20 protein-coding genes and 1 pseudogene are annotated in these 25,411 nt (G+C 74.7%); 9 read left to right on the top strand and 12 right to left on the bottom strand.

Features of this window, described 5'->3' with window-relative positions:
* Nucleotides 1-594: SDR family NAD(P)-dependent oxidoreductase (locus EBN88_RS15380; protein WP_199742372.1), on the top strand; the 594-nt coding region annotated here is incomplete at its 5' end.
* Here EBN88_RS15380 and EBN88_RS15385 read toward each other — a convergent pair.
* The gene (locus tag EBN88_RS15385; RefSeq protein ID WP_158621386.1) at nt 557-1,204 is read right to left on the bottom strand and encodes a TMEM175 family protein; all 648 of its coding nucleotides are present in this window, start codon (nt 1,202-1,204) and stop codon (nt 557-559) included. The genes EBN88_RS15380 and EBN88_RS15385 overlap by 38 nt on opposite strands.
* Before the next feature lie 143 nt (nt 1,205-1,347).
* On the opposite strand from EBN88_RS15385, the gene EBN88_RS15390 reads away from it, so the two are divergent.
* Nucleotides 1,348-2,148: a phytanoyl-CoA dioxygenase family protein gene (locus tag EBN88_RS15390; RefSeq protein ID WP_122184452.1), complete on the top strand. Its 801-nt coding sequence runs from the start codon at nt 1,348-1,350 to the stop codon at nt 2,146-2,148.
* 36 nt (nt 2,149-2,184) lie between these two features.
* Here the strand turns inward: EBN88_RS15390 and EBN88_RS32390 are convergent, their stop codons facing one another.
* Nucleotides 2,185-5,955, bottom strand: coding sequence for a S8 family serine peptidase (locus EBN88_RS32390; protein WP_122184453.1), 3,771 nt, complete (start codon nt 5,953-5,955; stop codon nt 2,185-2,187).
* A gap of 239 nt (nt 5,956-6,194) precedes the next feature.
* Between EBN88_RS32390 and EBN88_RS15400 the strand changes: the two genes are divergently transcribed.
* A complete protein-coding gene (locus EBN88_RS15400; protein WP_122184454.1) occupies nt 6,195-7,199 on the top strand; it encodes a helix-turn-helix transcriptional regulator in 1,005 nt (334 codons plus the stop codon).
* Nucleotides 7,200-7,251: 52 nt separating this feature from the next.
* Here the strand turns inward: EBN88_RS15400 and EBN88_RS15405 are convergent, their stop codons facing one another.
* The 4 genes from EBN88_RS15405 to EBN88_RS15425 all read right to left on the bottom strand — a co-directional run bounded on the left by EBN88_RS15405 (nt 7,252) and on the right by EBN88_RS15425 (nt 11,991).
* Nucleotides 7,252-7,908: a response regulator gene (locus tag EBN88_RS15405; RefSeq protein WP_199742373.1), complete on the bottom strand. Its 657-nt coding sequence runs from the start codon at nt 7,906-7,908 to the stop codon at nt 7,252-7,254.
* The gene (locus EBN88_RS15410) at nt 7,905-9,131 is read right to left on the bottom strand and encodes a sensor histidine kinase (RefSeq protein ID WP_233580702.1); all 1,227 of its coding nucleotides are present in this window, start codon (nt 9,129-9,131) and stop codon (nt 7,905-7,907) included. The genes EBN88_RS15405 and EBN88_RS15410 overlap by 4 nt, the downstream gene beginning before the upstream one ends.
* 794 nt (nt 9,132-9,925) lie before the next feature.
* Nucleotides 9,926-11,260, bottom strand: a complete 1,335-nt coding sequence (locus EBN88_RS15420) for an MFS transporter (protein ID WP_122184469.1) — start codon at nt 11,258-11,260, stop codon at nt 9,926-9,928.
* 56 nt (nt 11,261-11,316) lie between these two features.
* On the bottom strand, nt 11,317-11,991 hold the full coding sequence (locus EBN88_RS15425; RefSeq protein ID WP_122184456.1) for an ArsR/SmtB family transcription factor: 675 nt from the start codon (nt 11,989-11,991) through the stop codon (nt 11,317-11,319).
* A gap of 179 nt (nt 11,992-12,170) precedes the next feature.
* Here EBN88_RS15425 and EBN88_RS15430 point away from each other — a divergent pair, with 179 nt between their 5' ends.
* The 4 genes from EBN88_RS15430 (at nt 12,171) to EBN88_RS15445 (ending at nt 15,919) form a co-directional block, all read left to right on the top strand.
* Nucleotides 12,171-12,650 carry a cation:proton antiporter regulatory subunit gene (locus EBN88_RS15430; protein ID WP_122184457.1) on the top strand — a complete coding sequence of 160 codons (480 nt, stop codon included), beginning with the start codon at nt 12,171-12,173 and terminating at the stop codon, nt 12,648-12,650.
* A 148-nt stretch (nt 12,651-12,798) separates the two neighbouring features.
* On the top strand, nt 12,799-14,016 hold the full coding sequence (locus tag EBN88_RS15435) for a cation:proton antiporter (RefSeq protein ID WP_122184458.1): 1,218 nt from the start codon (nt 12,799-12,801) through the stop codon (nt 14,014-14,016).
* Between the two features lie 165 nt (nt 14,017-14,181).
* Entirely contained in the window at nt 14,182-15,606 is a 1,425-nt protein-coding gene (locus EBN88_RS15440; RefSeq protein ID WP_122184459.1) for an FGGY family carbohydrate kinase, read from the top strand.
* 82 nt (nt 15,607-15,688) lie between these two features.
* The gene (locus EBN88_RS15445) at nt 15,689-15,919 is read left to right on the top strand and encodes a hypothetical protein (protein WP_122184460.1); all 231 of its coding nucleotides are present in this window, start codon (nt 15,689-15,691) and stop codon (nt 15,917-15,919) included.
* A 12-nt stretch (nt 15,920-15,931) separates the two neighbouring features.
* On the opposite strand, the gene EBN88_RS15450 is transcribed toward EBN88_RS15445, so the two are convergent.
* Nucleotides 15,932-16,966: an RNA polymerase sigma factor gene (locus EBN88_RS15450; protein WP_122184461.1), complete on the bottom strand. Its 1,035-nt coding sequence runs from the start codon at nt 16,964-16,966 to the stop codon at nt 15,932-15,934.
* Nucleotides 16,967-17,165: 199 nt separating this feature from the next.
* Complete coding sequence (dnaG, locus tag EBN88_RS15455) at nt 17,166-19,100, bottom strand: DNA primase (RefSeq protein ID WP_122184462.1); 1,935 nt, start codon at nt 19,098-19,100, stop codon at nt 17,166-17,168.
* Between the two features lie 68 nt (nt 19,101-19,168).
* Here dnaG and EBN88_RS15460 point away from each other — a divergent pair, with 68 nt between their 5' ends.
* Nucleotides 19,169-19,648, top strand: coding sequence for a GNAT family N-acetyltransferase (locus EBN88_RS15460; protein ID WP_122184463.1), 480 nt, complete (start codon nt 19,169-19,171; stop codon nt 19,646-19,648).
* A gap of 73 nt (nt 19,649-19,721) precedes the next feature.
* Nucleotides 19,722-21,464 (top strand): pyruvate dehydrogenase, encoded by a 1,743-nt coding sequence (locus tag EBN88_RS15465; protein WP_122184470.1) that lies wholly within the window; start codon nt 19,722-19,724, stop codon nt 21,462-21,464.
* 6 nt (nt 21,465-21,470) lie between these two features.
* Here EBN88_RS15465 and EBN88_RS15470 read toward each other — a convergent pair whose 3' ends face one another.
* From EBN88_RS15470 to EBN88_RS15485, 4 genes and pseudogenes are all read right to left on the bottom strand, one after another.
* The gene (locus tag EBN88_RS15470; RefSeq protein WP_122184464.1) at nt 21,471-22,457 is read right to left on the bottom strand and encodes an Acg family FMN-binding oxidoreductase; all 987 of its coding nucleotides are present in this window, start codon (nt 22,455-22,457) and stop codon (nt 21,471-21,473) included.
* Nucleotides 22,458-22,509: 52 nt separating this feature from the next.
* Complete coding sequence (locus EBN88_RS15475; protein ID WP_233580701.1) at nt 22,510-23,823, bottom strand: NAD(P)/FAD-dependent oxidoreductase; 1,314 nt, start codon at nt 23,821-23,823, stop codon at nt 22,510-22,512.
* A 73-nt stretch (nt 23,824-23,896) separates the two neighbouring features.
* Nucleotides 23,897-25,225, bottom strand: a complete 1,329-nt coding sequence (locus tag EBN88_RS15480; RefSeq protein ID WP_122184466.1) for a deoxyguanosinetriphosphate triphosphohydrolase — start codon at nt 25,223-25,225, stop codon at nt 23,897-23,899.
* Between the two features lie 33 nt (nt 25,226-25,258).
* Nucleotides 25,259-25,411 (bottom strand): annotated as a pseudogene (locus EBN88_RS15485) (sirohydrochlorin chelatase); the annotation flags it as partial.

Below are 25,411 nucleotides of genomic sequence, written 5' to 3' on the forward strand. Positions count from 1 at the left end.
GGCCTGGCGTCGGCGGCGCGCGCCGACGTGACGGAGCCCGCGTCGCTGGCGGCGGCGTTCGACGCGGCGGCCGGCGGCCCGGGCGGGCAGCTGCACGCCGTCGTCAACTGCGCCGGCGTGCAGGGCCCGTTGGGGCGGCGCAGCCACGAGGTGACGCTGGAGGAGTTCGACGCGACCTACGCGGTCAACCTGCGGGGTGCGCTGGCGGTCTCGCAGGCGGCGGTGGTGCGGATGCTGCCGTTCCGCTACGGACGGATCGTCCATGTCGCCTCCATCGCCGGCAAGGAGGGCAACCCGGGGATGATCGGCTACTCGGCGACCAAGGCCGGGATGATCGGCATGGTCAAGGCCCAGGGCAAGGAGTACGCGGAGGACGGCATCACGGTCAACGCGCTGGCGCCGGCCGTGATCCACACGGCGTTCCTGGACACCCAACCCGCCGAGGTGGTCGCCTACATGACGGAGCGCATCCCGATGCGGCGCACCGGCACGGTGGAGGAGGCGGCGGCGCTGCTGGCCTGGATGGCGTCGCCGGAGTGCAGCTTCACCACGGGCTTCACCTTCGACCTCTCCGGCGGCCGGGCCACCTACTGACCCGGCGCCCGTCGCCGGTGGAGGAGTCCCGGGTGAGCAGCCACTGGAGCGGGAAGACGCTCACCCACAGCACGGGCGCCAGGCCGGGGCTGACCAGCGCCACCGGGATGCTGACGGCGAAGACCGAGGTCAGCGCCGTCAGCACCCGCTGGGAACGGCGGCGCTCCGCCGCCCGCCCGTCGTCGGACGGCGGGCCGGCGCGGCGGTGGGAGGTGCGCAGCACCCCGAGATGGGCCGCGTTGGCGGCCGCGACGTTGGCGGCGTAGCTGGCGGCGGCGAGCGGCTGCCCGCTGTACTCGGCGACCAGTCCGGTGGGAAAGGGCAGCAGCGCGACCAGCGCGAGGCCGAGCAGGGTGAACCGGGTGACGGTCTCGTCGTCGCCCGGCGCCCGCGCCAACAGCGCGCGGTGGGAGCGCCAGAACTGCGCGATCACCGCGAAGCTCAGCGCATAGGCGGCCAGATGGGGGCCGGTGTCGCGCAGTGCGGCGCGGAAGTCGGCGCCGTCCAGCCCGTCGGGCACGGAGATGTCCAGCACGAGCAGGGTCATGGCGATCGCGAAGACGCCGTCGGAGAGCGCGGACAACCGCTCGGTGGCTGCGGAGCGTTGCACCTCGCGCACTCTAGGCGCTGCCCCGGGGCGGGACGGGGCGCGGCGCGCCAGGCGGGGTGGAACGCGGCGCGCCAGGCCGGGTGGGGACGCGGCGCGCCAAAAGGGTTTGCCCCGGCGACGATCCTGTCCCAGCATCGACGGCCATGACCATCCAGGGCGGGACACTCAGCGAGCGGCAGATCGAGGGCTTCGTGCGGGACGGCTTCGTCCGGGTGTCGGAGGCGTTTCCCCGGGAGGTCGCGGAGGCCGGGCGGGCTGAGCTGTGGCGGATGGCGGGCGTGGACCCGGACGCCCCTTCCACATGGACCCGGCCGGTGATCAGGATCGAGGGATCGGCGGCCGAACCGTTCCGTCGGGCCGCCAACACCGAGCGGTTGCGGACCGCCTTCGACCAACTCGTGGGCGTCGGGCGGTGGGTGCCCCGACTGGGGCTCGGCACCTTCCCGATCCGCTTCCCGCACCCGGAGGACCCGGGCGACGCCGGCTGGCATCTGGACGCCAGCTTCGCGGGCGGGAAGGACTCCACGGAGGCCCGGATCAACCTCCGCTCGCGCGGCAGGGCGCTGCTGCTGCTCTTCCTCTTCACCGACGTCGGCGAGGAGGACGCGCCAACGAGGATCAAGGTCGGCTCGCACCGCGACGTGCCGCCGTTCCTGGCGGACGCCGGGGAGGAGGGGCGGGAGTTCTTCGAGCTGTGCGGGGCGATGGACGCCGCCGGGCGGCTGGACGCGCCGGACCGGTCCGTCGCGTTGGCGACGGGCCGGGCCGGCGACGTCTATCTCTGCCACCCCTTCCTGGTGCACGCGGCGCAGCCGCACCGGGGCAGCCGGCCGAGGATCATCGCGCAGCCGCCGCTGGAGTCGGTGGCGCCGCTCCAGTTGGCGCGGGCGGACGGCGACTACTCCCCGGTGGAGGCGGCGGTGCGGCTGGGCCTCGGGCTGTGAGGCCCAGCCGGCGCGGCCGGGGGTCCGGCGGGGGCCTCAACCCCGGTGCAGGTAGGCGTTCTCCACGGTCTGGGTCACGCGGTTGCCCGCCGCGTCCCGCGCGGTGACCCGCAGGGTGACGGGGACGTCGCCCCGCACCGCGCGCGGCCGTTCCAGCGTGACGCGGAACGTGTCACCGTGGCCCGGCCTGATCCGCTCGGCCTCGACAAAGGTCGCGCCGCCGTCCCAGGACGCCTCGACAGCGAGGCTCACGCCGCGCGGCGCGCGGAGCCCGTCCTGGTGCCGGACCCCGATCTCCACCGGGTGGGCGCGGCCCCGGCCCACGGCGTTGTCGGCGCCGGTCCCGAGGTCGTAGTCGAGTTGGAGCAGCGGCAGCACGGCGGCCTCGTCCCCGGTAGCGGTCTCCGAGCGGTACCACCAACTGGTCGTGGTGGCCGTGGAGTAGGCCCAGGCGTCGGCGGAGCGGCCGGTGGTGAGGTCCAGCCGGTAGTCGGCCGGGCCGGCCGGGACCGGAAGGTTGGCGTGGCCCGAGGCGGCCTCGCCGACCGGCTCGCCGTCCGCCGTCAGCGACAGCCGCACGTCGTCGCCGCCGATCGGGCGGCCTGTGTGGCCGTCCGCGTCGGTGAACTCCGGTATCCGCAGGGACAGCGTGTCGCCCTCGCGCACGGCCGCCGGCCCCTGGCCGGCCGGGATCGCTGGCCGGACCGGGCCCTCGAACCAGGACTCCTCCAGCCGCTCCCCCGCCCGGTAGTCGCGCTGCTCGCCCCGGATGCCGATCCCCGTGACGGGCAGGTCGTACTGCCACGGCAACACGAAGTGCACGAAGTGCTGCCAGACGGTGTCCCCGGCGGTCACATACTCGGTGCGCTCGGTGCCGGTGACCACGTCGCGGGGCGAGTCCAGCATCGCGACGCCCTGGTGCGGGCGCCAGCTGACGCGCTGGGCCGAGGCCCAGTCGGGCTCGCCGGTGTCGGTGTAGCGGGTGTCGATCCGCGCGGACGCCCGCTCGTTGACGGTGTGGACAACGCGCTCCGGAATGTACCCCGGCGACACCTGCATCACGTCATAGAGATAGGGACTGGCCGCCTGTGTGCGGAAGGTGACCTCGGTGCGTCGTGAAGTGGCCCGTTCGCGCAGCGCGTTGCCCTCCTCGTGACCGACCCTGATCAGGGGCACGGCGGTCCTGGTGCTGCCGTTGGGCCGGTAGCGCGTCCAGGCCGGCTGGCCCTCGTCGGCGACCATCACCACGCCCCGCGCGCCCGCCGCCTCGGCCCGCTCGGTGAAGCCCAGATAGTCGCCCGGGTCGCCCTGGACCAGCGCCAGCCGGCCGCGCACCCCGGAGAGGTCGGGGTCGTCGGCCGACCCGGCGTCCGCGACGCGCAGCCGTTCCCGGTCGTCGAAGAGCGAGGAGGACGGCAGGTACCAGGGCGTCAACGTGAGGCCGCTGCCCGGCACATCGACCGTGAGCAGCGGGGCGACCAGCTGCCAGCGGGAGGCGAACTCGAAGCTGCCCTCGGTCACCGGCTCGGTCGGCGAGACCAACAGGTGGGCCTGCCCGACCGGATAGGTCACCGAGTGGGTGAAGCGGTGCCCGTCGAACGCGCGGAAGCTCTGGTAGTTGGACCAGTTCCGCTGCTCGGCCGGCCGGGGCGTGCGGATGTCCACCTCGGTGACCTCCCGCAGGTCGAGGACGACCTCGGTGTCCTCGGTGATCTCCACCTCCGGCTTGTAGACGGCGCGGAGTTGGGGCAGCCCGTCCTCGGGGTCATGGCCCGAGGAGCTGATCTGGGTGAACATGTAGGTGCCCTCCTCGACCTCGGCGCGCGCCGGGCCGGTGGCGTCGGGCACCACGAAGCCGTCGGGGCTCCAGATCAGCGGCCAGTACCGCTGGCTGGGCTCGCCCTCGGGCGTGATCACCGTCGGCGTGAGGGTGTGGGTGGGGCCGTTGACCACCAGGCTGACGGTGGTGCGCAGGGTGGCGCCGTCGGCCGAACGGGCCGTCAGCCGCCCGTAGTAGTCGCCGCGCGGCGCCGCCGCCGGGTCGGCCGCCAGGGCGACCTCGACGCTCTCCCCCGGCGCGACGGTCACCGCGTCGGCGCTCAACGCCACGGCCTCGGCGGGCAGTTCCCGGCCGCCGCTGGTGGCCAGCCGGAGGTCGAGGTCGAGGGTCACCGGCGCGTCGGTGGTGTTGCGGTAGCGCACCGGCGCCGGCTCGGCCGCCGCCGTCCGCTGCTCGGTGGTGAACGGGCCCAGCGCGACCGTGCCCGTGGCGGCCAGGCCGCCGGTGGCGGTCGCCAGGTCGATCCGGCCGCCGCCCTGCTCGGTGACGGCCGCGGCGTCGGCCGGCAGCGCGGTGCTGATCAGCGCGTCCTTGAGCGCGGTGGCGTCCCAGTCGGGCCGCTGCTGCGCCAACAGCGCGGCGGCGCCCGCCACATGGGGCGTGGCCATGGAGGTGCCGGAGGCCGCCGTGTGGGAGGCGTCCACCGGGCTGCCCATGGCCGTGCCCTCGGCGCGGGCCGCGACGATGCCCACGCCGGGCGCCGTGACGTCCGGCTTGACCGCGCCGTCGCCCGGGCGTGGGCCCCGGCTGGAGAACGGCGCCAGCACGTCGTCGCGGTCCACCGCGCCCACGGTCAGCGCCGCGTCGGCGGCGCCGGGCGAGCCGACGGTGCGCGCCCCGGACTGCCCGTTGTTGCCGGCGGCGACGACGAAGAGGGTGTCGGTCTCGGCGCTGAGCGCGTTGAGCGCCTGGCTCATCGGGTCGGTGCCGTCGGTGGCCGCGTCCGAGCCCAGGCTCATGTTGACGATGTCGGCGCCCTGTTCGGCGGCCCACTCCATGCCGGCGATCACCTGCGACTCCGAGCCGCTGCCGTTGTCGCCCAGCACCTTCCCGACCAGCAGTTCGGCGCCGGGCGCCACGCCACGGCGGGCGCCGTCTGAGGCGGCGCCCGAGCCGCCGACCGTCGCCGCCACATGCGTGCCGTGGCCGTGCGCGTCGTGGGCGCCGCCGCTGTTGGAGAAGTCCTCGGCCACGGCGATCCGGCCGGCCAGGTCCGGGTGGTCGGCGTCGGCGCCGGTGTCCAGGACCGCGACGCGCACGCCGGCGCCGTCCAGGCCGGCCTCCCAGGCGGCCGGCGCGTTGATCTGGGCGGTGCTGCGGTCCAGGTCGACGATGACCCGGGCGTCCAGCAGGACGCGCGGGCGCCGCGCCGCCTCGGCGAGGCCGACGTCAGCGCCCGACGCCGCGCCCTCCGAGGGCGCCAACTCCGCCCAGAACGCGTCCAGTCGGTCCTCGGGAATCCGCACCGAGCGCGCGTCGACGCTGTCCAGCGCGTGGCTGGGCGCGGACTCCTCGTGCAGCGCCGTCAGTTCGTCCACGGCGGCGGCCGAGACGCCCGGCGAGCGGCCGACCAGCAGCGGCAGCGCGTCGGTCGACTCCGTGTCATAGCCCTGCTCGATCAGCGCGCTGACGTTGAACAGCCGCCGGTCCAGCACGCCGGCGGCCACCAGCGGCCAAGCGTCGGCGGGCAGCACGGTCAACTCGCCGTCGATCTCCAGGGAGTGGAAGAGGACGTCCTCCCGGTCGGGCCCCGGGCTGACCTGGGCGACCTGGCGCCCCTCGCCCACCGTCAGCACGGTGACCGCGTCCCCGGTCACCAGCCGCACCGTGTGCCCCTCGGCGGGCGCCGGTTCGGCCGAAGGGCCGCCCGGCCCACCGGGCGGTTCGGCGGCGGCGGGCCCGGCGAGGCCCGCCGTCAGCAGTACTCCCATGGCTGCCGCCGCGACGCGGCGGACGGATCGTCTCATCGGCGTGGTGCCTTCCTGTGCGGTGTCCACCCCCGGATCTCGCGCGCTCGGCACCAGAATCCGATGCCCGGCCGGCCCGTGTCACCGGCTGGCGCTGGCGCAGTGGCGACATGTCAGTGAAGCGACAGCGCGAACTCGGGAACGGCCGGCCGGGATCGCGGTCGGGAGGGAGTGCGAGGATGTGAGCACCGGCGGGCGCCCGGGCACGGTGGCCGGATGCCGCCGGCGGGAGGCAGCTGATGCTGGAGGCGGCGGGGGTCACGGCGGACGAGGAGGCCGTCTACCGTCTGTTGGTCACGGTGCGCTCGGCCACCGCCGAGGAGGTCGCGCGGCGCACCGGGCGTGCCCTGGGCGAGGCCGTCGGGCTGCTGGTCCGGCTGGAGCGCAAGGGGCTGGCGCACCGGGTCGACGACGAGGACGGCGGTGCCTTCGCGGCCAGCGCGCCCGATGTCGCGCTGCTGCCCGAACTCCAGCGGAACGCCGTCGCGTTGGACCGGGCCAGGGCCGCCGTCACCGATCTGCTGGACGTCTACCGGGGGACGCTCAGGCGCCACGACCCCGGCCAGCTGATCGAGGTGGTGACGGGCGCCGAGGCGCTGCGCCGGCGCATCCAGCAGGTGCAGGGGAACGCCCGCCACGAGATGATGTGGTTCTGCAAGGCGCAGTATGTGGCGATGCCCTCGGAGAGCAACACGGAGGAGTTCGCGGCGTTGGCGCGCGGGGTGCGCTACCGGGTCCTGTACGAGCGGGCGTATCTGGAGGGGCCGGGGGCGGTGGACAGCCTGGTCGCCGGGGTGCGGGCGGGCGAGGTGGCCCGTTCGGTACCGACGCTGCCGCTGCGGATGGCCATCGCGGACCGGGAGTTGGCGATCTGCCCGCTGGTGCCGGGCGGGCCGCAGGGCAGCCCGGAGCGGCCGACGGCCGCCGTGGTGCGGGGCAGCAGCCTGCTGGAGGCGCTGCTGGCGCTCTTCGAGAGCTACTGGGAGCACGGCGTGCCGCTGCGGGTCGACGCCACGGGCGCGGTGACCGGCGCCTCGGGCGAGGGTCCGGGCGCGGAACTCTCCCCCAGCGACCGGCATCTGCTGTCGCTGCTGGTGGCGGGGGTCACCGACAAGGCGATCGCCAGCCAGCTGCGGCTGAGCCAGCGGACGGTGCAGCGGCGGGTGCGGGACCTGATGACGGCGACGGGCGCGGCGACCCGGATGCAGCTGGCCTGGCTGGCGGCCCGCCGGGGCCTCATCTGACCACGGCCGGACGGGACTTGGTCAACGGCCGGTCAGGGTGGTCGACGGCCGGTCAGGGGCGGTCGGCGGTCAGGCCGTGCTGGACGGCGAAGACGGCCAGCCGGACCCGGCTGGGGCTCTCCGTCTTCCGCATCAGGCTGCCCACATGGGTCTTCACGGTGGTCAGCCCGACGTGCATCCGCGCGGCGATCTCCGCGTTGCTCAGCCCGGCGCCCACCCAGGCCAGCACCTCCCGTTCACGCTGGGTCAACGCCGGCGGATCGGCGGCCGGCCGCTCGGCGCGCCAGGCCGTCGTCGCCTGCCCGACCAGCCGCCGCAGCACCGGCCCGCTGAACGGGCTGCCGCCGGCGGCCGCCTGGCGGACGGCGTCGAGCAGCTCGCCCGGCGTCGCGTCCTTGGCCAGGAAACCGCAGGCGCCGGCCGACAGCGCCGGGTAGAGGTGGTCGTCGTCGTCGAAGGTCGTCAACACCACGACCCGGGTGGCCGGTCGGTCGGCGAGGATGCGGGCGGTGGCCGTGGTGCCGTCCATGCCGGGCATCCGCAGGTCCATCAACACCACGTCGGGGCTGGCCGAGTGGACCAGCCGCACGGCGTCGGCGCCGCCGGCCGCCTCGCCGACCACGGCGATGTCCTCGGTCGACTCGCAGAGCATCCGCAGCCCGGCGCGGACGAGTTGCTGGTCGTCCACCAGCAGCACCCGGATCGTCACGGCCCCTCCTCGTTTCTCGGCGCCTCCCCGTTCCTCGGCGTCCCGCCGGCGCCTGGCTCCTCGCCGGCTGGCACCGTGGCGCGCAGCCGCCAGCCCCGGCCCTCGGGCCCGGCGGTGACCGTGCCGCCGAGCAGCGCGACGCGCTCCCGCAGACCCTCGATGCCGTAGCCGGAGTCCACCAACAGCCGGTCGGGCGCGGGACGGCCGTCTCCCCCGTCGTGGATCTCGACGTTGGCGGCGCCCTCGGTCAGCGACACCGAGACCCTGGCCCTGGTGCCGACCCCGGCGTGTTTGGCCACGTTGGTGAGCCCCTCCTGGACGACGCGCAGCACCGCGAGGCCGCGCAGCGCGTCCAGCGCCGCGACGCCCGGGTCGACGCGGCTGGTCAGGACCAGGCCGTGGCGGCCGGAGCGCTCCACCACGGAGGCGATGGCGGCGGGCAGTTCGGCCGGCTCGACCAGCAGCGAACGGGTCGGGTCGGTGACGGACGCGGGGTCGCGGAGCACGGCGACCAGCCGGCGCAGGTCGACCAGCGCGGTGGTCGCCGAGCCGTGCACGTCGTCGAGGACCGCGCGCACCCTCGGGTCGAGGTCCGGCAGCACCTCCCTGGCCACGCCGGCGCGCAGGGCCATGGAGGCGACATGGTGGGCCACCAGGTCGTGGAGTTCGCGGGCCAGCTCGGCGCGCTCGGCGAGACGGGCGCCGAGCGCGGCCAACTCCCTGCGCTCCTCGGCCTCCTGGGCCCTGGCCTCCGCCTGGGCCAGGTTCTGGCAGGCGGCGCGGAGCCAGCAGCCCAGCAGCAGCGGCGCGGCGACCAGCACCACCAGCACATAGCCGATGCCCACGGCGTCCCCGCACGCCACGCACCCGACGCGCACCACCACATGCGCGGCGGCCGGCGCCAGGCTGCCGAGCAGCGCGACCCTGGGGGCGCGCCTGGCCGCCAGTTCGACGACGGCGAGGGAGGCGGCCACCTTGACGACGACCGGGGTGGCGTCGCCCAGCGCCGCGGCGGCGACCAGCAGCGCGGACTGGGCGACCAGCACCGACAGCGGCGCGTATCCGCCGGGGACGAGGAGCAGGGCTGAGGCCAGCGCGAACGCCCAGTCGGCCGGGGTGGGTTGGTCGGCCTGGAGCAGCAGCAGATAGCCGGGGCCGACCAGCAGCGGCAGCAGCCGCACCGGCCCCCTCCGGTCGCTCACGGCCTCGGTGAGCCAGGTCATCCGCACGCCCCCGACGGTAGTCGGCGCTTCGGGCGGGCGGGTCATCCCGGGGAAGGACCCGGCGCTCCTCCCTTGGGCCGGGCGACACGGCCGGTCGCCCGATGCGGCGACGCCCCCGGCGCCCGAGGCTGGGCGGAGCACCGCACCACACCCCCACGAGCACTCCACCAGCACGAACCCGAGGGAACACCCATGACCGCCCCCGTCGCCCCCGCCCAGCCGCAGCCGTCCCGAGCGGACGGGGAACGCGCCCTGTTCGCGCGGGAGTTCCTGCGCAGCCCGCTGCGCACCGCCTCGCTGGTGCCCAGCTCGGCGGCGCTGACCGCCCGGATGGTGGCGGGGCTGCCGGCGACCGGCGATCCGGTGGTGGTCGAACTGGGGCCGGGCACCGGCGTCTTCACCACGGCGATCGCCGAGCGGCTGGGCGGGCGGGGCCGTCAGCTGGCGGTCGAGGTCAACGAGCGGCTGGCCGCCGCGCTCCGCCCGCGTCACCCGGGCGTCGAGGTGATCACCGGTGCGGCCGCCGAGCTGCCCCGGCTGCTGGGCGAGCGCGGGATCGACGGGGCGGACGCGGTGGTCAGCGGGCTGCCGTGGACGGTGTACTTCGACGGGCCGCGCCCGTTGGCCCCGATCCTGGCGGAGGTGTTGGCGCCGGGCGGGGTGCTGACGCAGTTCAGCTATCCGTGGACCGCCTGGACGCCGCCCGCGCGGCGGCAACGGGCGCAGCTGCGGGCGGCGTTCGAGGAGGTGCTGGTCACCAGGACGGTGTGGCGGAACCTGCCGCCGGCCCTGGTCTATGTGGCCAGGCGGCCCCGGCCGTCGTCCTCACCGGCCTCGGCCGCCTCGACCACCGTCTGGGAGGCCGCCACGGCGTCATCCCCATCCCCGGACGCCTCCCCGGTCTCGGCCCCGGCGGCGGGCTGACGGCGGCGGGCACGGTCCATCTCCCGCCACTCGGGCCGCAGCCCGGCGACGGTGGTGGTCACCAGATAGAGGACGCCGGCTGCCACCAGCGTCGGGCCGAGCCCGGCCGCCGTGACCGCGAGGCCGCCGAGCAGGCCACCCAGCGGGATGCCGGCCCAGGCCAGCGAGGTGGTGAGGCCCTTGGTGCGGCCCAGCAGGTGGCGGGGTATCAGCTCGTACACCACCGCGCCCATGATCGGGTTGAGGAAGCCGGCGCCCAGCCCGCCGAGCACGAAGACGACCGCGACCAGCGGCAGTTGACCGTCCGAGTTCAGCGCGACGGCCATGACCAGATAGCGCGGCAGGCCGCAGGCGGTGTAGCCGATCAGCAGCACCGGCCGGCGGGGCAGCCGGTGGCCGAGCGCGGTGGCGATCACGCTGCCGAGCACGGCGCCGACGCTGAACGTCGCCACCAGCAGCCCGATCCCCGAGGGGCCGACGCCGGTGCGCTCGGCCCAGACCGGGAGCAGCACCGAACTGAACGCGGCGTCCAGCAGGTTGGTGATCGCGACGGTGAGCATCAGGGCGAACAGCAGGCGCGTCCCGCGCAGGAAGCGGAAGCCCACCGCCATCCGCCGCCAGTAACCCTCCTCCTCCGCGCCCGGGTCGGCCTCGGCCCGCGCCGGCCGGCCCATCCCGGCTGGCAGGGTGAGCGCGATCACCAGCGAACCGGCCACGAAGCAGGCCGCGTTGACATAGAGCCCGGCCAGCGGGCCGATCAGCGCGATCAGTCCGCCGCCGGCCAGCGGCCCGACCGTGGTAGCCAGCCGCTCGATCACGCCGGCGGAGCCGGTCGCGCGCTCCAGCGGCAGCCCGCCGCGCTCGGCGGCCTCCGGGATCATCACCTCCTTGGCCAGGTCGCCCGGCCCCCGGGCGGCCCCGACCAGGGCGACCAGCGGCAGCAGCACGCCCAGCGGCAGCGCGTCGGTGGCGTGCAGCAGCGGCACCAGGCAGATGGCGAACGCGCTGACCAGGTCGGTGCTCCAGGAGATCACCCGGGGTCCGAGCCGGTCGACGACCGGGCCGCTCGCCGCCTTCGCCAGGACGTAGGGCGCCATCTCGCAGAACGCGACCAGCCCGGTCCGCGCGGCGCTCCCGGTGGAGGTCAGCACGAACCAGGGCAGCGCGATCGCCGCGATCCGGCTGCCGGTGTAGGCGATGCCCATCGCCGTCAACACGCCGACCAGCGGCCGGAGTCGCCCCGCCCGCGCGGCGGCCCCACTCACGACGTCGCGCCCGTTCGGCCCGCGCCGGTGTCGCCCATGCCGTCGAGGTCGTCGAGTCCGTCGATGTCGTCGAGGCCGGGCAGGACATGGAAGACGACCGCGACGCGCTCCGCGTCCTCGGGCTCCGCGTCGCGTGCGGTCGGGTCGTGCGGCCGGTAGCGTCCCACCACCTCGGACAGCTCCCGGCGCAGTTCGACGGCCTCCTCCGGGGTGAGGCACAGCTGTGCGTCGTTGAGGCTGACCGCGTGCCGCCAGGGCTCCGGCAGGGTCTCCAACTCGTTGAGCGCCCGCTGGGCGAGGAGGGTGTGGGCGGCCACGACCGAGCGGAGGTAGCCGAGGGCGGCGTCCAACTCCCTGAAGGCCAGCTCCCGGTCGGTGAAGGACGTCGACTGGTGCATGGCGCGCCACCAGCGCTCCCGCCCGTTGCCCCGCTCGGTGTCCTCGGTGACGAAGCCGGCGGCGGCCAGCTGGCGCAGGTGGTAGCTCGTCGCGCCGCTCGTCAGCTCCATGCGCTGGGCCAGACGGGTGGCGGTGGCCGGGCCGTGGGTGCGGAGCAGGCCGAGCAGACGCACCCGGACCGGGTGGGCCAGGGCGCGCAGCCCTCTCGCGTCCAACTCGACATGGGAGACGGGGGCTCGGGAGGCGTGGGCGTCGCGCGGGTCATCGGTCATGACACCGCACCCTAGAACCGCCAACACTTCTTTGCAAAGGGTTGTTGGCAATCCGCTGACCGGCCCTCTTTACCGTTCCCATGACTCGCTTTGCCAGGACTTTTCTTGACTGCGGAAACAGGCTGGTTTCCTCTTGACGTTATGCACAGCACGAACCCCCGCCTGAGGAGGGCAATTTCATGGTGACTCGGCGCACGCCACTGCCGGGCGTCGGCACCCAGTACGACCTCGCCACCCGGGACGGTCGGCACATCTCGGTGGTGGCCCACGACGACGGACGGCGGTTCATCGCCTTCTACTCCCCGGACGATCCGGACGCCTGCCAGGGCACGGTGCCGCTGGACGCGCAGGAGGCCGCCCGACTGGCCTCGATCATCGCGCCGGACCGCGCGGACCACGCACTCCCCGGCGGCGAACTCGGCCTCGACCTGGTGACGGAGCGCATCCCCATCGGGCCCGACTCCCCATACCGGGGGCGCCCGTTGGGCGACACGCGGGCTCGCACCCGGACCGGGGCGTCCATCGTCGCCGTGCTGCGCAGGACGAGCACGCACCCCTCCCCCAGCCCCGACTACCGCCTGGAGGCGGGGGACACGCTGCTGGTCGTCGGCACCCGCGAGGGCGTGGACGACCTGTCCGACATCATCGCCGGCGCCTGATCCACGCGGTCCGGCGATCCGGGACCGCCAAGCGCTGGAACCCAGCGTTCGCGCGCGCCCCCGCGCGGGACGCCGTCCGCCGGGTCAGCGACCACCGACGACACGCGGCGCCCGGCGCGGCAGGGCGAACTGAAAGGTGCGGTGACTCTTGCACGACACCACCATCATGCTGATCGAACTGGGGGCGGTCGTCCTGGGCCTCGGCCTGGTCGGGCGACTGGCCGGCCGGCTCGGTCTCTCCCCCATCCCCCTCTACCTGTTGGCCGGACTCGCCTTCGGGCACGGCGGGCTGCTCCCGCTGAACACCACCGAGGGCTTCATCGAGGTGGGCGCCGAGATCGGCGTCATCCTGCTGCTGCTGATGCTCGGCCTGGAGTACACGGCGCCGGAGTTGGTGGACAGCCTCAAGACGCAGTACCCGTCGGGCCTCGTCGACCTGTTGCTGAACGCGACCCCCGGTGCGCTCGCCGGCCTGCTGCTGGGCTGGGGCCCGGTGGGCGCGCTGGCGCTGGCCGGCGTGACGTACATCTCCTCGTCCGGGGTGATCGCCAAGGTCCTCACCGACCTCAACCGCCTCGGCAACCGGGAGACCCCGGTGATCCTGGGCATCCTGGTGATCGAGGACCTCACCATGGCCGTCTATCTCCCGGTGCTCTCCACGGTGTTGGCGGGCGTCGGGCTGGTGAGCGGCAGCGTGACCCTGGCCATCGCGCTGGGCACCGCCAGCATCGCGCTCTTCGTCGCGCTGCGCCACGGCCGGTGGATCAGCAAGGCGGTCTCGTCGGACAACCCCGAGATGCTGCTGCTCGTCGTCCTGGGCCTCACCCTGCTGGTCGCCGGGATCGCGCAGAAGCTCCAGGTCTCCGCCGCCGTCGGCGCCTTCCTGGTCGGCATCGCGCTCTCCGGCGAGGTGGCACACACCACCCGCCGCCTGTTCATGCCGCTGCGCGACCTGTTCGCCGCGGTGTTCTTCGTGTTCTTCGGGCTCTCCACCACGCCGAGCGACATACCGCCGGTGCTCGTTCCGGCGCTGCTGCTCGCCGTGGTCACGGTGTTCACCAAGATCGCGACGGGCTGGTACGCGGCCCGCCGTGCGGGCATCGGCCCGCGCGGCAGGCTGCGGGCCGGCGGCGCTCTGGTGGCGCGCGGGGAGTTCTCCATCGTGATCGCCGGGCTGGCGACGGCGACCGAGCCACGGATCGCGCCGGTCGCCACCGCCTATGTGCTGATCCTGGTGATCCTGGGCCCGTTGGCCGCCCGGTGGACCGAGCCGGTCGCCAGGAACCTGATGGAACGCCGCGCCGCCAAGCAGGCGGAGGCCGCGGTGATGAGCGAGGTCAGGCCGGCGACCGAGGCCGGTTCGTAGGGGGCCGTTGAACGGGAGGGTCGGGTCCCGCGCACCGGGGAGCGCGCGGGACCGGACGCCCCCGAGGGGCCGGCCGCTATGGCCGGTAGCCGGTCCGGTCCGCCTCCGTCAGAGCGCGGACCGGGTGTCTCGGGCCCCCGAACGGATGAGGCATCATTCGGACTCATGGGAATCGTCGCCGGCCTCGACTGCTCGTCCGCCTACACCCGCATCGTCGTCTGTGACGCGGAGACCGGAGAGGTCATCCGCCAGGGGCACGCCCAGCACCCGGCCGGCGAAGCCGCCCCCGAGTCCTGGCTGTTGTCGCTGGGCGAGGCGGCCGACGGAGGGATGCTGGAGGAGGTCTCCGCGATCGGGGTGTCCGCCCAACCCCACAGCGTGGTCCCGCTGGACGCCGACGGCCGACCGGTGCGCCCGGCGCTGGCCGGCGCCGACGACCGGGCCCGCTCGGCGGCGTTCGCCCTGGTCGACGCGCTGGGCGGCAAGGCCGCCTGGGCCGAGGCGGTCGGCGCGGTGCCGCAGGCCACCCACCCGGTGGCCCAACTGCGGTGGCTGGCCAGCCAGGAGCCTGAGGCGGCGCGGCGCACCACCCATGTGCTCCAGCCACAGGACTGGCTGGTGTGGCAGCTGTTGGGCCGGCCGAGCCGCTGGACGACGGACCGGGGCGGCGCCTCCGGCACCGGCTACTGGTCGGCGGTCTCCGGGACCTGGCGCCACGAGCTGGCCGAGCTGGCCATCGGCCATCCGGTCAGCCTGCCCGAGCTGTTGGGCCCGGCGGAGGCCGCCGGGCGCACCCCAGAGGGCCTGTTGATCTCCGCCGGCACCGGCGAGACCATGGCCGCCGCGCTCGGCCTGGGCGTCGGCAGGGGCGACGCGGTGGTCGCGCTCGGCGCCTCGGGATCGGTCTGCGCGGTGCACCACGAGGCGCTGACCGACCCGAGCGGCACCATCACCGGCTTCGCCGACGCCACCGGCCACCACCTGCCGATGGTGCGCACCCTCAACGCGACGCGGGTGCTGCGCGGCACCGCCGAACTGCTCGGCCGCGACCTGCCCGAGCTGTCCGAGCTGGCCCTGACCTCGACGCCCGGCGCGCACGGCCTGGTGCTGCTGCCCTATCTGGCCGGCGAGCGCACCCCCGACCTTCCGCACACCGCCGGCACCCTGTCCGGGCTGCGCCGGGAGTCCATGAAGCCCGAACACCTGGCGAGGGCGGCCTTCGAGGGGATGCTCTGCGGACTGGCCGACGCCGCCGAGGTGTTGCGCCGCCGGGGCGTGGCGATCAACCGGGTCTTCCTGCTGGGCCAGGCGGCGACCCTGCCGGCGGTCAAGACGCTGGCGCCGGCGCTGCTCGGCGCCGAGGTCGTCGTTCCCGAGCCGGCCGACTACACGGCGCTCGGCGCGGCGCGCCAGGCGGCCTGGGCGCAGGGCGTCGACGAGGGCCGGCTCACCGCCGAGGAGCCGCCGGCCTGGGCGGCGGCGAAGGGCGAACGGTTCGAGCCGGACGAGGAGGAGTCGGCGGTGGGCTCGGCGGTCCGCCAGCAGTACGCGGCGGTCCGCGAGGAGATCCACCCCGGAGCGCTGGGCTGAGCGGCCGGGGCCGCCCGGCCCTCAGGTACCCCGCGCGGGGCGGGAGCCGGGCGGCCACCGGGTCGTCGCCGAGCATCACGCCGTGGTCGGGGTCGAGGTCCGACAGCGCCTCGGCCAGGCAGTCGCTCCCCCGGCCCGCACGCCTGGCCAGCGTTCCGTCGACGTCCCACGGCACGACGCCCGGCACGGTCCCTCCCCCGTCGAGGGCGCGCGGCGGGCCGGCCTGCGGGCACCGCTGATCGGTCCCGAGGGGCGCGACGGCGCGCACGGCCTCGTCGGGCCCGCCCGCGCCGTCCTCGTCTCGGCCGGCTGAAGTGCCGCCGAACTACTCCAGATAGCCCCGCAGTTGTTCCGCGTATGTGTGGTCGCGGAGCTTGCCCAGCGTCTTGTGTTCGATCTGGCGGATGCGTTCCCTGGTGACGCCGAAGAGGCCGCCGATCTCCTCCAGCGTGCGGGGCCTGCCGTCGAGCAGGCCGTAGCGCAGCTCGACCACCCGCCGTTCCCGGTCGCCCAGCGTGGAGAGCACCGCCTCCAACTGCTCGCGCAGCAGCAGGAACGCGGCGGACTCGGCGGGCGAGGGGATGTCCACGTCCTCGATCAGGTCGCCGAGCGCCACGTCGTCCTCGTCGCCGATCGGGGTCTGGAGCGAGACCGGGTCCTGGGCCAGCCGCAGGATCTCGCCGACCCGGGCCGGGGTGAGCCCCAACAGGGCGGCCACCTCCTCCGGTTGCGGCTCGTAGCCGCGTTCCTGGAGGACCCGCCGCTGCACCCGGATCACGCGGTTGATCTGCTCCACCACATGCACCGGCACCCGGATGGTGCGGGCCTGGTCGGCGATGGCCCGGGACATGGCCTGCCGAATCCACCAGGTGGCGTAGGTCGAGAACTTGAAGCCCCTGGTGTAGTCGAACTTCTCAACGGCCCTGATCAGCCCGAGGTTTCCCTCCTGGACCAGGTCCAGCATGGTCAGGCCACGGCCCACGTAGCGCTTGGCGACGGAGACCACCAGGCGCAGGTTGGCCTCGATCAGCCGGCGCTTGGCCATCCGGCCCCTGACGACCAACCGGTCCAGGTCCAGGGCCAGTCGCTCGTCGAGTTCGGCGCCGCTGCTCAGCCGTTCCTCGGCGAACAGGCCGGCCTCCACCCGCTTGGCCAGCTCGACCTCGTCGGCCGCCGTGAGCAGCGGTATCCGCCCGATCTCCCGCAGGTACTGGCGGAACAGGTCGTTGGCCGAGCCGCCGCCCGTCTCCGCTCGCGCGGTGGCGGCCGGGCGCTCCGCGTACTCCTCCCGCTCCTGCGGGAGGGGGGCGGCGGGAGCCGCGCGCTTGAGTGTCGGGGTCTGCACGTGGACGACCTCCATGAGGGTCGCAGTGGGAGCGGAGCGGCACCGTTCCCCAGTGTGAGGTACACCTGACTCCGGCCACGAGATGCGTGCGGCCACTATTTTTTGTTGTTCCGGTTCGGTTCCCGTTCGGTTCCGGTTCAGTTCCGGTTCGTCATGGGTCGTCCCGGAACGGCGGCCTCCCGGGCGCGCGTTCAGACCGCGTACGGCGGCGCGTTCAGACCGCGTACAGCGCCTCGACGCCGCGCTCGCGCAGGGCCGTCGCGTACTGCTGGAGCGTCCACAGCTCCTGCCGCACCTCGGCGGCCGTGGTGTTCCCCGACTGGGCCTCGGCGCGGCGGGCGTCGGACTCCAGCTGCGTCAGGCGGCGGTTGACGGCGGCGAGCCGCACCTGGACGAGCCGGGAGCCGGCGTAGGCGTCCATCTCGCGCTGCCGTCGCCGGCCGACCTGGAGCGGCTCGACGGCCAGCTCGTTGATCAGCACCCGCACCGCGTCGTCGGGCGCGGCCTCCCTGACCCGGTCCAGATAGCTGTCGTCGGCCGAGGCGACGCCGCCGGCGTCCATGATGACGCGGCGCACCACGGCGTAGGGCGGGGCGGTGAACTCGTCCTCGCCGTAGGCGTCGAACGCGGGCGAGACCAGCTCGGGGAACTGGAGGGCGACCTTGAGCAGTTCGCGCTCCCCGAGGTGCGCCGGGTTCCGCAGGGTGAGCGCGGGCCCGCCGGGCGCGGGGCCCTGGGCGGGAACGGGCCCCGAGGCGACGGGCGCCGGCGGGGCGCCCCGGCCGCCGCCGCGCTGCTGCTGGCGCTGCCGGCTCCACTGGGCCAACTGCCCGACCCTGCGCACCACGAAGCGCTCGTCGGGGATGCCGACCAGCCCGGCGAGCCGGACCGCGTACTCGTGCCGGATGGCGGTGTCCTTGATCTGGGCGACGAGGGGCGCCGCGTGCTCCAGGGCGGTGGAGCGGCCCTCGGCGGTGTCCAGGTTGTGCCGGTTGACCACGGAGCGGATGGCGAACTCGAAGAGCGGGGTGCGGGTGTCGACCAGACTCTTGACGGCCTCGTCGCCCTGGGCGATGCGCAGCTCGCACGGGTCCATCCCGCCGGGCGAGACGGCGATGAAGGTGTAGGCGGCGAACTTCTGGTCGTCCTCGAAGGCGCGCAGCGCGGCCTTCTGCCCGGCGGCGTCGCCGTCGAAGGTGAAGACCACCTCGCCGGCGCGGTGCGAGTCGGAGCTGTCCATCAGCAGCCGGCGGAGGATCTTGACGTGCTCGCCGCCGAAAGCGGTGCCGCAGGTGGCGATGGCGTTGGTGACGCCGGCCAGGTGGCAGGCCATCACGTCGGTGTAGCCCTCGACGACGACGGCCCGGTTGTTGTTGGCGATGTCCCGCTTGGCCAGGTCGATCCCGTAGAGCAGCTGGGACTTGCGGTAGATCGGGGTCTCGGGGGTGTTGAGGTACTTGGGGCCGTTGTCGTCCTCGCGCAGCCGGCGGGCGCCGAAGCCGACGACCTCGCCGGTGATGTCGCGGATCGGCCACATCAGCCGGCCCCGGAAGCGGTCGATCGGGCCGCGCCTGCCGTCCTGGGCGAGGCCGGCGAGGAGCAGCTCCCGGTCGCTGAAGCCGGCGCCGCGCAGATAGCGCGTCAGGTGGTCCCAGCCGGCGGGCGCGTACCCGACGCCGAAGTGCTCGGCGGCGGCCTGGTCGAAGCCGCGCTCGGCCAGGAAGACCCGGCCGATCTCGGCCTCGGGCGAGGCCAGCTTCTCGACGTAGAACCGGGCGGCGGCGCGGTGCGCCTCCAGCAGCCGGGTGCGCTCCCCGGCCTGCCGGCCCGGGCCGTACCCGCCCTGCTCGTAGCGGAGGGTGATGCCGGCCTGGGCGGCGAGCCGCTCGACGGCCTCGGAGAAGGAGAGGTGCTCCATCTTCATCACGAAGGCGAGGGTGTCCCCGCCCTCCTGGCAGCCGAAGCAGTGGAAGAGGCCCTTGCTCGGGCTGACGTGGAACGAGGGGGACTTCTCGTCGTGGAAGGGGCACAGGCCCTTGAGGTTCCCCCCGCCGCCTGGCCGCAGCTGGAGGTACTCCGAGACCACGGCGTCGATCGGGACCGCGTCCCTGACCGCCTTCACGTCCTCGTCGTTGATCCTGCCCGCCACGTTCGCAGTCTACGGCGGGGCACCGACCCCCCAGCAGGGGCCTTCGGGGGCCGGGGTAGGTTGACGGCGTGACGATCAGAACCTCCGTCGTGGACGTCCCCGAGATCCTGCCGCTGCGCTGGTCGGTGCTGCGGCCTGGACTGCCGGTCGAGAGCGCCGAGTTCGCCGAGGACGCCCGGCCCGACACGGTGCACCTGGCGGCCTACGCACCCGAGGGGGCGGGGGTGTTGGCGTGCGTCACGCTCTTCCCCGACCCCTTTCCCGAGGCGTTCGCAGGGGAGCTGCCGGGGGAGCCCGGCCCGGCCTGGCGGTTCCGGGGCATGGCCAGCGACCCGGCGGTGCGCGGGCGCGGCTACGGGGCCGCCGTGCTGGACGCCGCGAGCGAGGTGGCGGCCGAACGCGGGGCCGCGCTGCTGTGGTGCAACGGACGCACCGAGGCGCGCGGCTTCTACGAGCGGCAGGGATTCGCCGTGGTGGGCGAGGAGTTCGTGATCGAAGGCGTGGGGCCGCATCTGGTCCTCGCCCGGAAAACCGCCCTTTCCGGATAAGCCAAGTAATTCATGTAGTTCGGGATAAATTGCCCACTTGTCGGCAGGAACGTCCGAGAGGTGGTCGATGGCCATGGCCAAGCAGACGGTGGCGGAGCAGCTGGTGGACACGCTGGTGCGCTCCGGGGTGAGACGGCTGTACGGGGTGGTCGGCGACAGCCTCAACCCGGTGGTCGACGCGGTGCGCAGGACCAAGAACATCGACTGGGTCCAGGTCCGCCACGAGGAGACCGCCGCCTTCGCCGCCGGCGCCGAGGCCCAGCTCACCGGCGTGCTGGCCGCCTGCGCCGGCTCCTGCGGCCCGGGCAACCTGCACCTGATCAACGGCCTGTACGACGCGCACCGTTCGATGGCCCCGGTGCTGGCGCTGGCCTCGCACATCCCCAGCGCCGAGATCGGCACCAGCTACTTCCAGGAGACCCACCCGGAGCGGCTCTTCGTGGAGTGCAGCCACTACTGCGAGCTGATCTCCAACCGCCAGCAGATGCCCCGGGTGCTCCAGACCGCGATCCAGCACGCCATCGGCAGGGGCGGGGTCAGCGTGGTGGCGCTGCCCGGCGACATCGCCGCCCAGCAGGTCCCCGAGCAGGCCGAGGAGCACGCGCTGGTCACCGCCAGGCCCACCGTCCGCCCCTCCGACGAACAGATCGACCGGCTCGTGGAGATGGTGGACCAGGCCCGGCGCGTCACCCTCTTCTGCGGCCACGGGGTGGCCGGCGCGCACGAGGAGGTGATGGCGTTCGCCGAGAAGGTCAAGTCCCCGGTCGGGCACGCGCTGCGCGGCAAGGAGTACATCCAGTACGACAACCCGTACGACGTCGGGATGAGCGGCCTGTTGGGCTATGGCGCGGCCTACGAGGCGACCCACGAGTGCGACCTGCTGATGCTGCTGGGCACCGACTTCCCGTACAACGCGTTCCTCCCCGACGACGTGCGGATCGTCCAGGTCGACGTGCGGCCCGAGCACCTGGGGCGGCGCTCCAAGCTGGACCTCGGCGTGTGGGGCGACGTGCGCGAGACACTGCGCTGTCTGACGCCCCGGGTGAAGGAGAAGAGCAGCCGCCGGTTCCTGGACCGGATGTTGAAGAAGCACGTGGACGCCCTGGAGGGCAAGGTGCACGCCTACACCCGCAGGGTGGAGCGGCACACCCCGATCCACCCGGAGTACGCGGCGTTCGTGCTGGACGAGGAGGCGTCCGAGGACGCCGTCTTCACCGTGGACACCGGGATGTGCAACGTGTGGGCCGCGCGCTATCTGACGCCCAACGGGAAGCGGCGGGTGATCGGCTCGTTCCGGCACGGCTCGATGGCCAACGCGCTGCCGCAGGCCATCGGCGCCCAGTTCCTCGACCGGAAGCGCCAGGTGATCTCGATGTCGGGCGACGGCGGCTTCACCATGCTGATGGGCGACTTCCTGACGCTGGTCCAGTACGACCTGCCGGTGAAGGTGATCCTCTTCAACAACTCCTCGCTGGGCATGGTCGAGTTGGAGATGATGGTCGGCGGGCTGCCCGCGTTCGGCACCGGCTACCGCAACCCGGACTTCGCGGCGATGGCGGAGGCGGTCGGGGTGCGCGCCAGCCGGGTGGAGAAGCCCAAGGAGCTGCGGAAGGCGCTGCGGGACGCGCTCAAGCACAGGGGCCCGGCGCTGGTCGACATCGTCACCGACCCCAACGCGCTCTCCATCCCACCCAAGATCAAGGCCGAGATGGTCACCGGCTTCGCGCTGTCCGCCGGGAAGATGGTCCTCGACGGCGGCGTCGGCCGGATGGCTCAGCTGGCCCGCTCCAACCTCCGCAACGTGCCCCGGCCCTGACCCGCCTCAGCGGATGTCCAACACCTGGTGGAGCGGGCGGCGCGGGGTGGGCGAGGCCGGACCGCCGTAGCCGAGCCGCAGCACGGCGTGCACCTGGCCGGCGGGCAGCAGCGGGTCGCGCGCCGTCCAGCCCAGCTCCGTCCAGGCCAGCGACTCGGAGCTGACCGCGGCCGACAGCGAGTGGGCCGTGGCCACCAGCAGCGCCCGTTCCAACGCCTGCCCGGCCCGCACCCAGTCCGCCGGGCGGTCCTCGACCGTGGACAGCAGCGCCAGCTGCGGCGGCGGGCCCTCCTCGCCGGCGGGCAGCCGCTCGGCGGGCGCCCGGCGGCCGGCGAAGTCCCGTACCGGGGACGGCTGGTGGGCCTGGTCGCCGGGCGGCGAGTCGCGCTCGGCGTCCACCTCGGTCCACTCGGCCAGCTCGGCCAGCCGCCCAGGGTCGGAGAAGTCCCGGCCCTCCGCGTCCCTGGCCAGGTCCAGCACCGCCGGCGCGTGCCAGGGCGAGGCGAACAGCAGCCGCGCGCCCTCCCGTTCGGCCGCCGCCCGCAGCTCGCCGCGCACCGGGTCGGGCACCCGGTCGTCGGCGTAGGGCTGGCGGCTGGTGTGGCGGCGCGGGATCTGCTCGGCGAGCGCGGCCAGCGCCGCCAGCTCCCGCTCCTGCTCCGGGTCGGCGGCGGCGTCGAGGCGGTGCGGCCGCACCGTGGCCAGCAGCCTCGGGTCGTGGGGGTCGGGCAGCACCCGGAACGCGGCGCACCAGCCGGCTTCGGCGGCGGCGACCCGCAGGTTCAGCAGGGCCGCGCCGCAGCCCATGTGCAGCGCCCGGCCGTGCGGGTCGGAGTGCGGCAGGCAGCGGTCCATCGCGGCCCGCAGCTCCAGGCGCCCACTCTCGGCCAGATAGTGGAACCGCCACGGCTGCGCGTTGTGCAGCGAGGGGGCCGCCGTCGCGGCCTCGACCAGCCGGGAGACGGTCCGCTGCGAGGGACTCTCGGTGGGCACCGCACCTCCCGGAGGGGAACGTCGTCGAGGCCGGATGGACCTCGTCCCCTTTCTAACCCCCCTGGCCGGATCTCGCCTGCTCGGGCCGCTCGGCCTCCTCGACCGGGTTCTCGCCGAGCAGCCCGGCCAGCGGGACGCCCGGGTCGGCCAGCGCCTCCGGGTCGACCTCGCGGCCGGAGCGCACCAGCCGCTGCACGGCGTCGGTGACGTCCCACACGTTCATCGAGAGGCCGGCCAGCACCCGCCGGCCGCGCAGCCAGAACGCGACGAAGGTCCGCCGCTCCCGGTCGCCGCGCCACACCACCCGGTCGTAGTCGCCGGCCGGCGCCCAGCCCGAGTACTCCAGGCCCATGTCGTACTGGTCGGAGAAGAAGTACGGCACCCGGTCGAAGACCACCTCGCGGCCCAGCATCGCGCGGGCGGCCGCGGGACCGGCGTGCAGCGCGTTGGCCCAGTGCTCGACGCGCCGCCGGTCGGGGCCGCTGCCCAGCTCCTGGGCCGCGACGTCGCCGGCGGCGAAGATCGCGGGGTCGCTGGTGCGCAGCGAGGCGTCCACGGCGATGCCGCCGACGCCCTCGTCCGCCAGCTCCAGGCCGGCCGAGGCGGCCAGCGCGGTGCGCGGCCTGGCGCCGATCGCGGCGAGCACCGCGCGGGCCGGCAGCCGCTCGCCGCCCTCGGTGCGCACCCCGGCGACGATCCCGTCCCGGCCCTCGATCGCCGCCAGCCGGTCGCCGAAGCGGAACGTCACCCCGTGCTCGGCGTGCAGCCCGGCCAGCACCTCGCCCAGCTCGGGCCCCAGCACCCGGTGCAGCGGCCCCGGCTCCGGCTCGACCACCACCACGGGAACGCCCAACTCCCGCGCGGCCGCCGCCACTTCCAGGCCGATCCAGCCGGCGCCCGCGATCACCAGCGGGTCCTCGTCCCGGCCGGGCCCGGTCAGCGCCCCGCGCAGATGGTCGGCGTGCGCCAGCCGCCGCAGATGGTGCACGCCCGCCAGCTCGGTGCCGGGGATGCCCAGCCGGCGCGGCTCGGCGCCGGTCGCCAACAGCAGCCGGTCGTAGGGCAGTCGGGTGCCGTCGCCCAGCCTGACCTCGCGCCGCTCGCGGTCGATCGCCACCGCCGGCTGCCCCAGGTGCAGCTCGACGCGGTGGGCCGCGTACCAGCCGGCGGGATGCACGAAGACGCTCTGCCGGTCGGCGCGCCCGGCCAGGTAGTCCTTGGACAACGGGGGCCGCTCGTAGGGCTGTTCGTGTTCGTCGCCCAGGAGTATGACCCGCCCGCCGAAGCCCTCGGCGCGGAGGGTCTCGGCCGCCTTGGCGCCCGCCAGCCCTCCGCCGATGATCACGAACGTCCGTGTCCCGTCCACGCGCATTCCTCCCAGCGGCCTTGTCCACCCCCAAGGAGCCTGCCCCACCTCGGGCGACACCGGAAGGGGGATGTCAGCCTGTCAGGCGCGCGTGCCGGGCGCGGGCGGCCGAGTCGGTCAGCGCCGCCACCTGGTCGACCAGCACCCGCAGCCGCGCCCGGTCGTCGCCTGCCGCCGCGAACAGCGCCCGGTACTGCGGGTCGAGGCCCTCGGGCGCGCGGTGGCGCAGCGCCTCGCACAACTCCTCCAGCAGCGCGCGCTGTTCGCCGCGCGCCCGCGCGTGCTCCGGACGCTGCATCACATGAACGTCCGCCACCGCCTTCAGCACCGCGCACTCCAGCCGCGTCCCGCGCGGCACCACCACGTCGGCCCCGTAGCGGCGCAGCGGCCCCGGGCCGAACCGCTCCCGGGTGGCCCGCTCGGCGGCCAGGCAGAACCGGCCGATCAGCTGGCTGGTGGCGTCCTTCAGCCGGGCCTGTGCCAGCGCGCCCCCGTCGTAGCCGTGCGGCCACCACTCCTGCGCCAGCAGCCGGTCCAGCGCCTCGGCCAGCTCGGCCTCGGCCACCCCGGACGGCGCGTAGCGCTTCGCGGCGACCTCGAAGACCGCCTCCCGCTCCGGGGCGGCCAGCAGCGCCGCCGGGTCCAGATGGCCCGCGTGCAGGCCGTCCTCCACGTCGTGGACCGAGTACGCCACGTCGTCGGCCCAGTCCATCACCTGCGCCTCGAAGCAGCGCCGGCCCTCGGGCGCGCCCCCGCGCAGCCAGCCGAAGACGGGCAGGTCGTCGTCGTACACCCCGTACTTGGGCGACGACGGGTTCCCGGGCTGACCGCCGCGCGGCCAGGGGTACTTGGTGGCCGCGTCCAGGGTGGCGCGGGTCAGGTTGAGCCCGAAGGAGCGCAGGCCCGCGCCGTCGCCGGCGTCGGTGAGCCGCTTGGGTTCCAGACGGGTCAGCAGCCGCAGCGACTGCGCGTTGCCCTCGAAGCCGCCGCAGTCGGCGGCCACCCGGTCCAGCACCCGCTCCCCGTTGTGGCCGAACGGCGGGTGCCCCAGGTCGTGCGCCAGGCAGGCGGCCTCCACGACGTCCATGTCGCAGCCGAGGGCGGCGCCCAGGTCGCGGCCGATCTGGGCGCACTCCAGCGAGTGGGTCAGCCGGGTGCGGGGCGCGGCGTCCCAGTCCTGGCGGGTGGCGGCCTCGTCGAGCGTCACCACCTGCGTCTTGCCGGCCAGCCGGCGCAGCGCGGACGAGTGCTGCACCCGGGCCCGGTCCCGCTGGAACGCGGTGCGTCCCGGGCGCTTGTCCGGCTCGGGGTCGAACCGCTCGGCGGCGTGCGGGTCGTAGCCGCCCGCGCCGCCGTCCCCGACCGCGCCGTTCACCGTGCCGTTCGCCGTGCCCTCGACCATGCCTCGACCGTAACGCGCCGGCCGGGCGCCGCCTCAGCCGGTCGTGGCCGCCAGCGCGGGCGCGCGCCAGGCGCCGCACGCCTGGTCGTAGCGGTGCAGCAGCAGCCGGGCGAGCGCCGGGTGGCTGCCCAGCGGGGCGGCCACCACGCCGGGCGCCGCCTCGGCGCAGCGTTCGGCGAACCGGCC

The organism is Streptomyces triticirhizae (assembly GCF_003696235.1).
In the GTDB taxonomy this organism is placed as follows: domain Bacteria; phylum Actinomycetota; class Actinomycetes; order Streptomycetales; family Streptomycetaceae; genus Streptomyces; species Streptomyces triticirhizae.

Excerpts from the sequence above, each read along its gene's own strand:
- EBN88_RS15390 (WP_122184452.1), top strand. The coding sequence starts at position 1,348 with ATGACCATCCAGGGCGGGACACTCAGCGAGCGGCAGATCGAGGGCTTC.
- EBN88_RS32390 (WP_122184453.1), bottom strand. The coding sequence starts at position 5,955 with ATGAGACGATCCGTCCGCCGCGTCGCGGCGGCAGCCATGGGAGTACTG.
- EBN88_RS15400 (WP_122184454.1), top strand. The coding sequence starts at position 6,195 with ATGCTGGAGGCGGCGGGGGTCACGGCGGACGAGGAGGCCGTCTACCGT.
- EBN88_RS15410 (WP_233580702.1), bottom strand. The coding sequence starts at position 9,131 with ATGACCTGGCTCACCGAGGCCGTGAGCGACCGGAGGGGGCCGGTGCGG.
- EBN88_RS15420 (WP_122184469.1), bottom strand. The coding sequence starts at position 11,260 with ATGGGCATCGCCTACACCGGCAGCCGGATCGCGGCGATCGCGCTGCCC.
- EBN88_RS15425 (WP_122184456.1), bottom strand. The coding sequence starts at position 11,991 with ATGACCGATGACCCGCGCGACGCCCACGCCTCCCGAGCCCCCGTCTCC.
- EBN88_RS15430 (WP_122184457.1), top strand. The coding sequence starts at position 12,171 with ATGGTGACTCGGCGCACGCCACTGCCGGGCGTCGGCACCCAGTACGAC.
- EBN88_RS15440 (WP_122184459.1), top strand. The coding sequence starts at position 14,182 with ATGGGAATCGTCGCCGGCCTCGACTGCTCGTCCGCCTACACCCGCATC.
- EBN88_RS15450 (WP_122184461.1), bottom strand. The coding sequence starts at position 16,966 with ATGGAGGTCGTCCACGTGCAGACCCCGACACTCAAGCGCGCGGCTCCC.
- EBN88_RS15465 (WP_122184470.1), top strand. The coding sequence starts at position 19,722 with ATGGCCAAGCAGACGGTGGCGGAGCAGCTGGTGGACACGCTGGTGCGC.
- EBN88_RS15480 (WP_122184466.1), bottom strand. The coding sequence starts at position 25,225 with ATGGTCGAGGGCACGGCGAACGGCACGGTGAACGGCGCGGTCGGGGAC.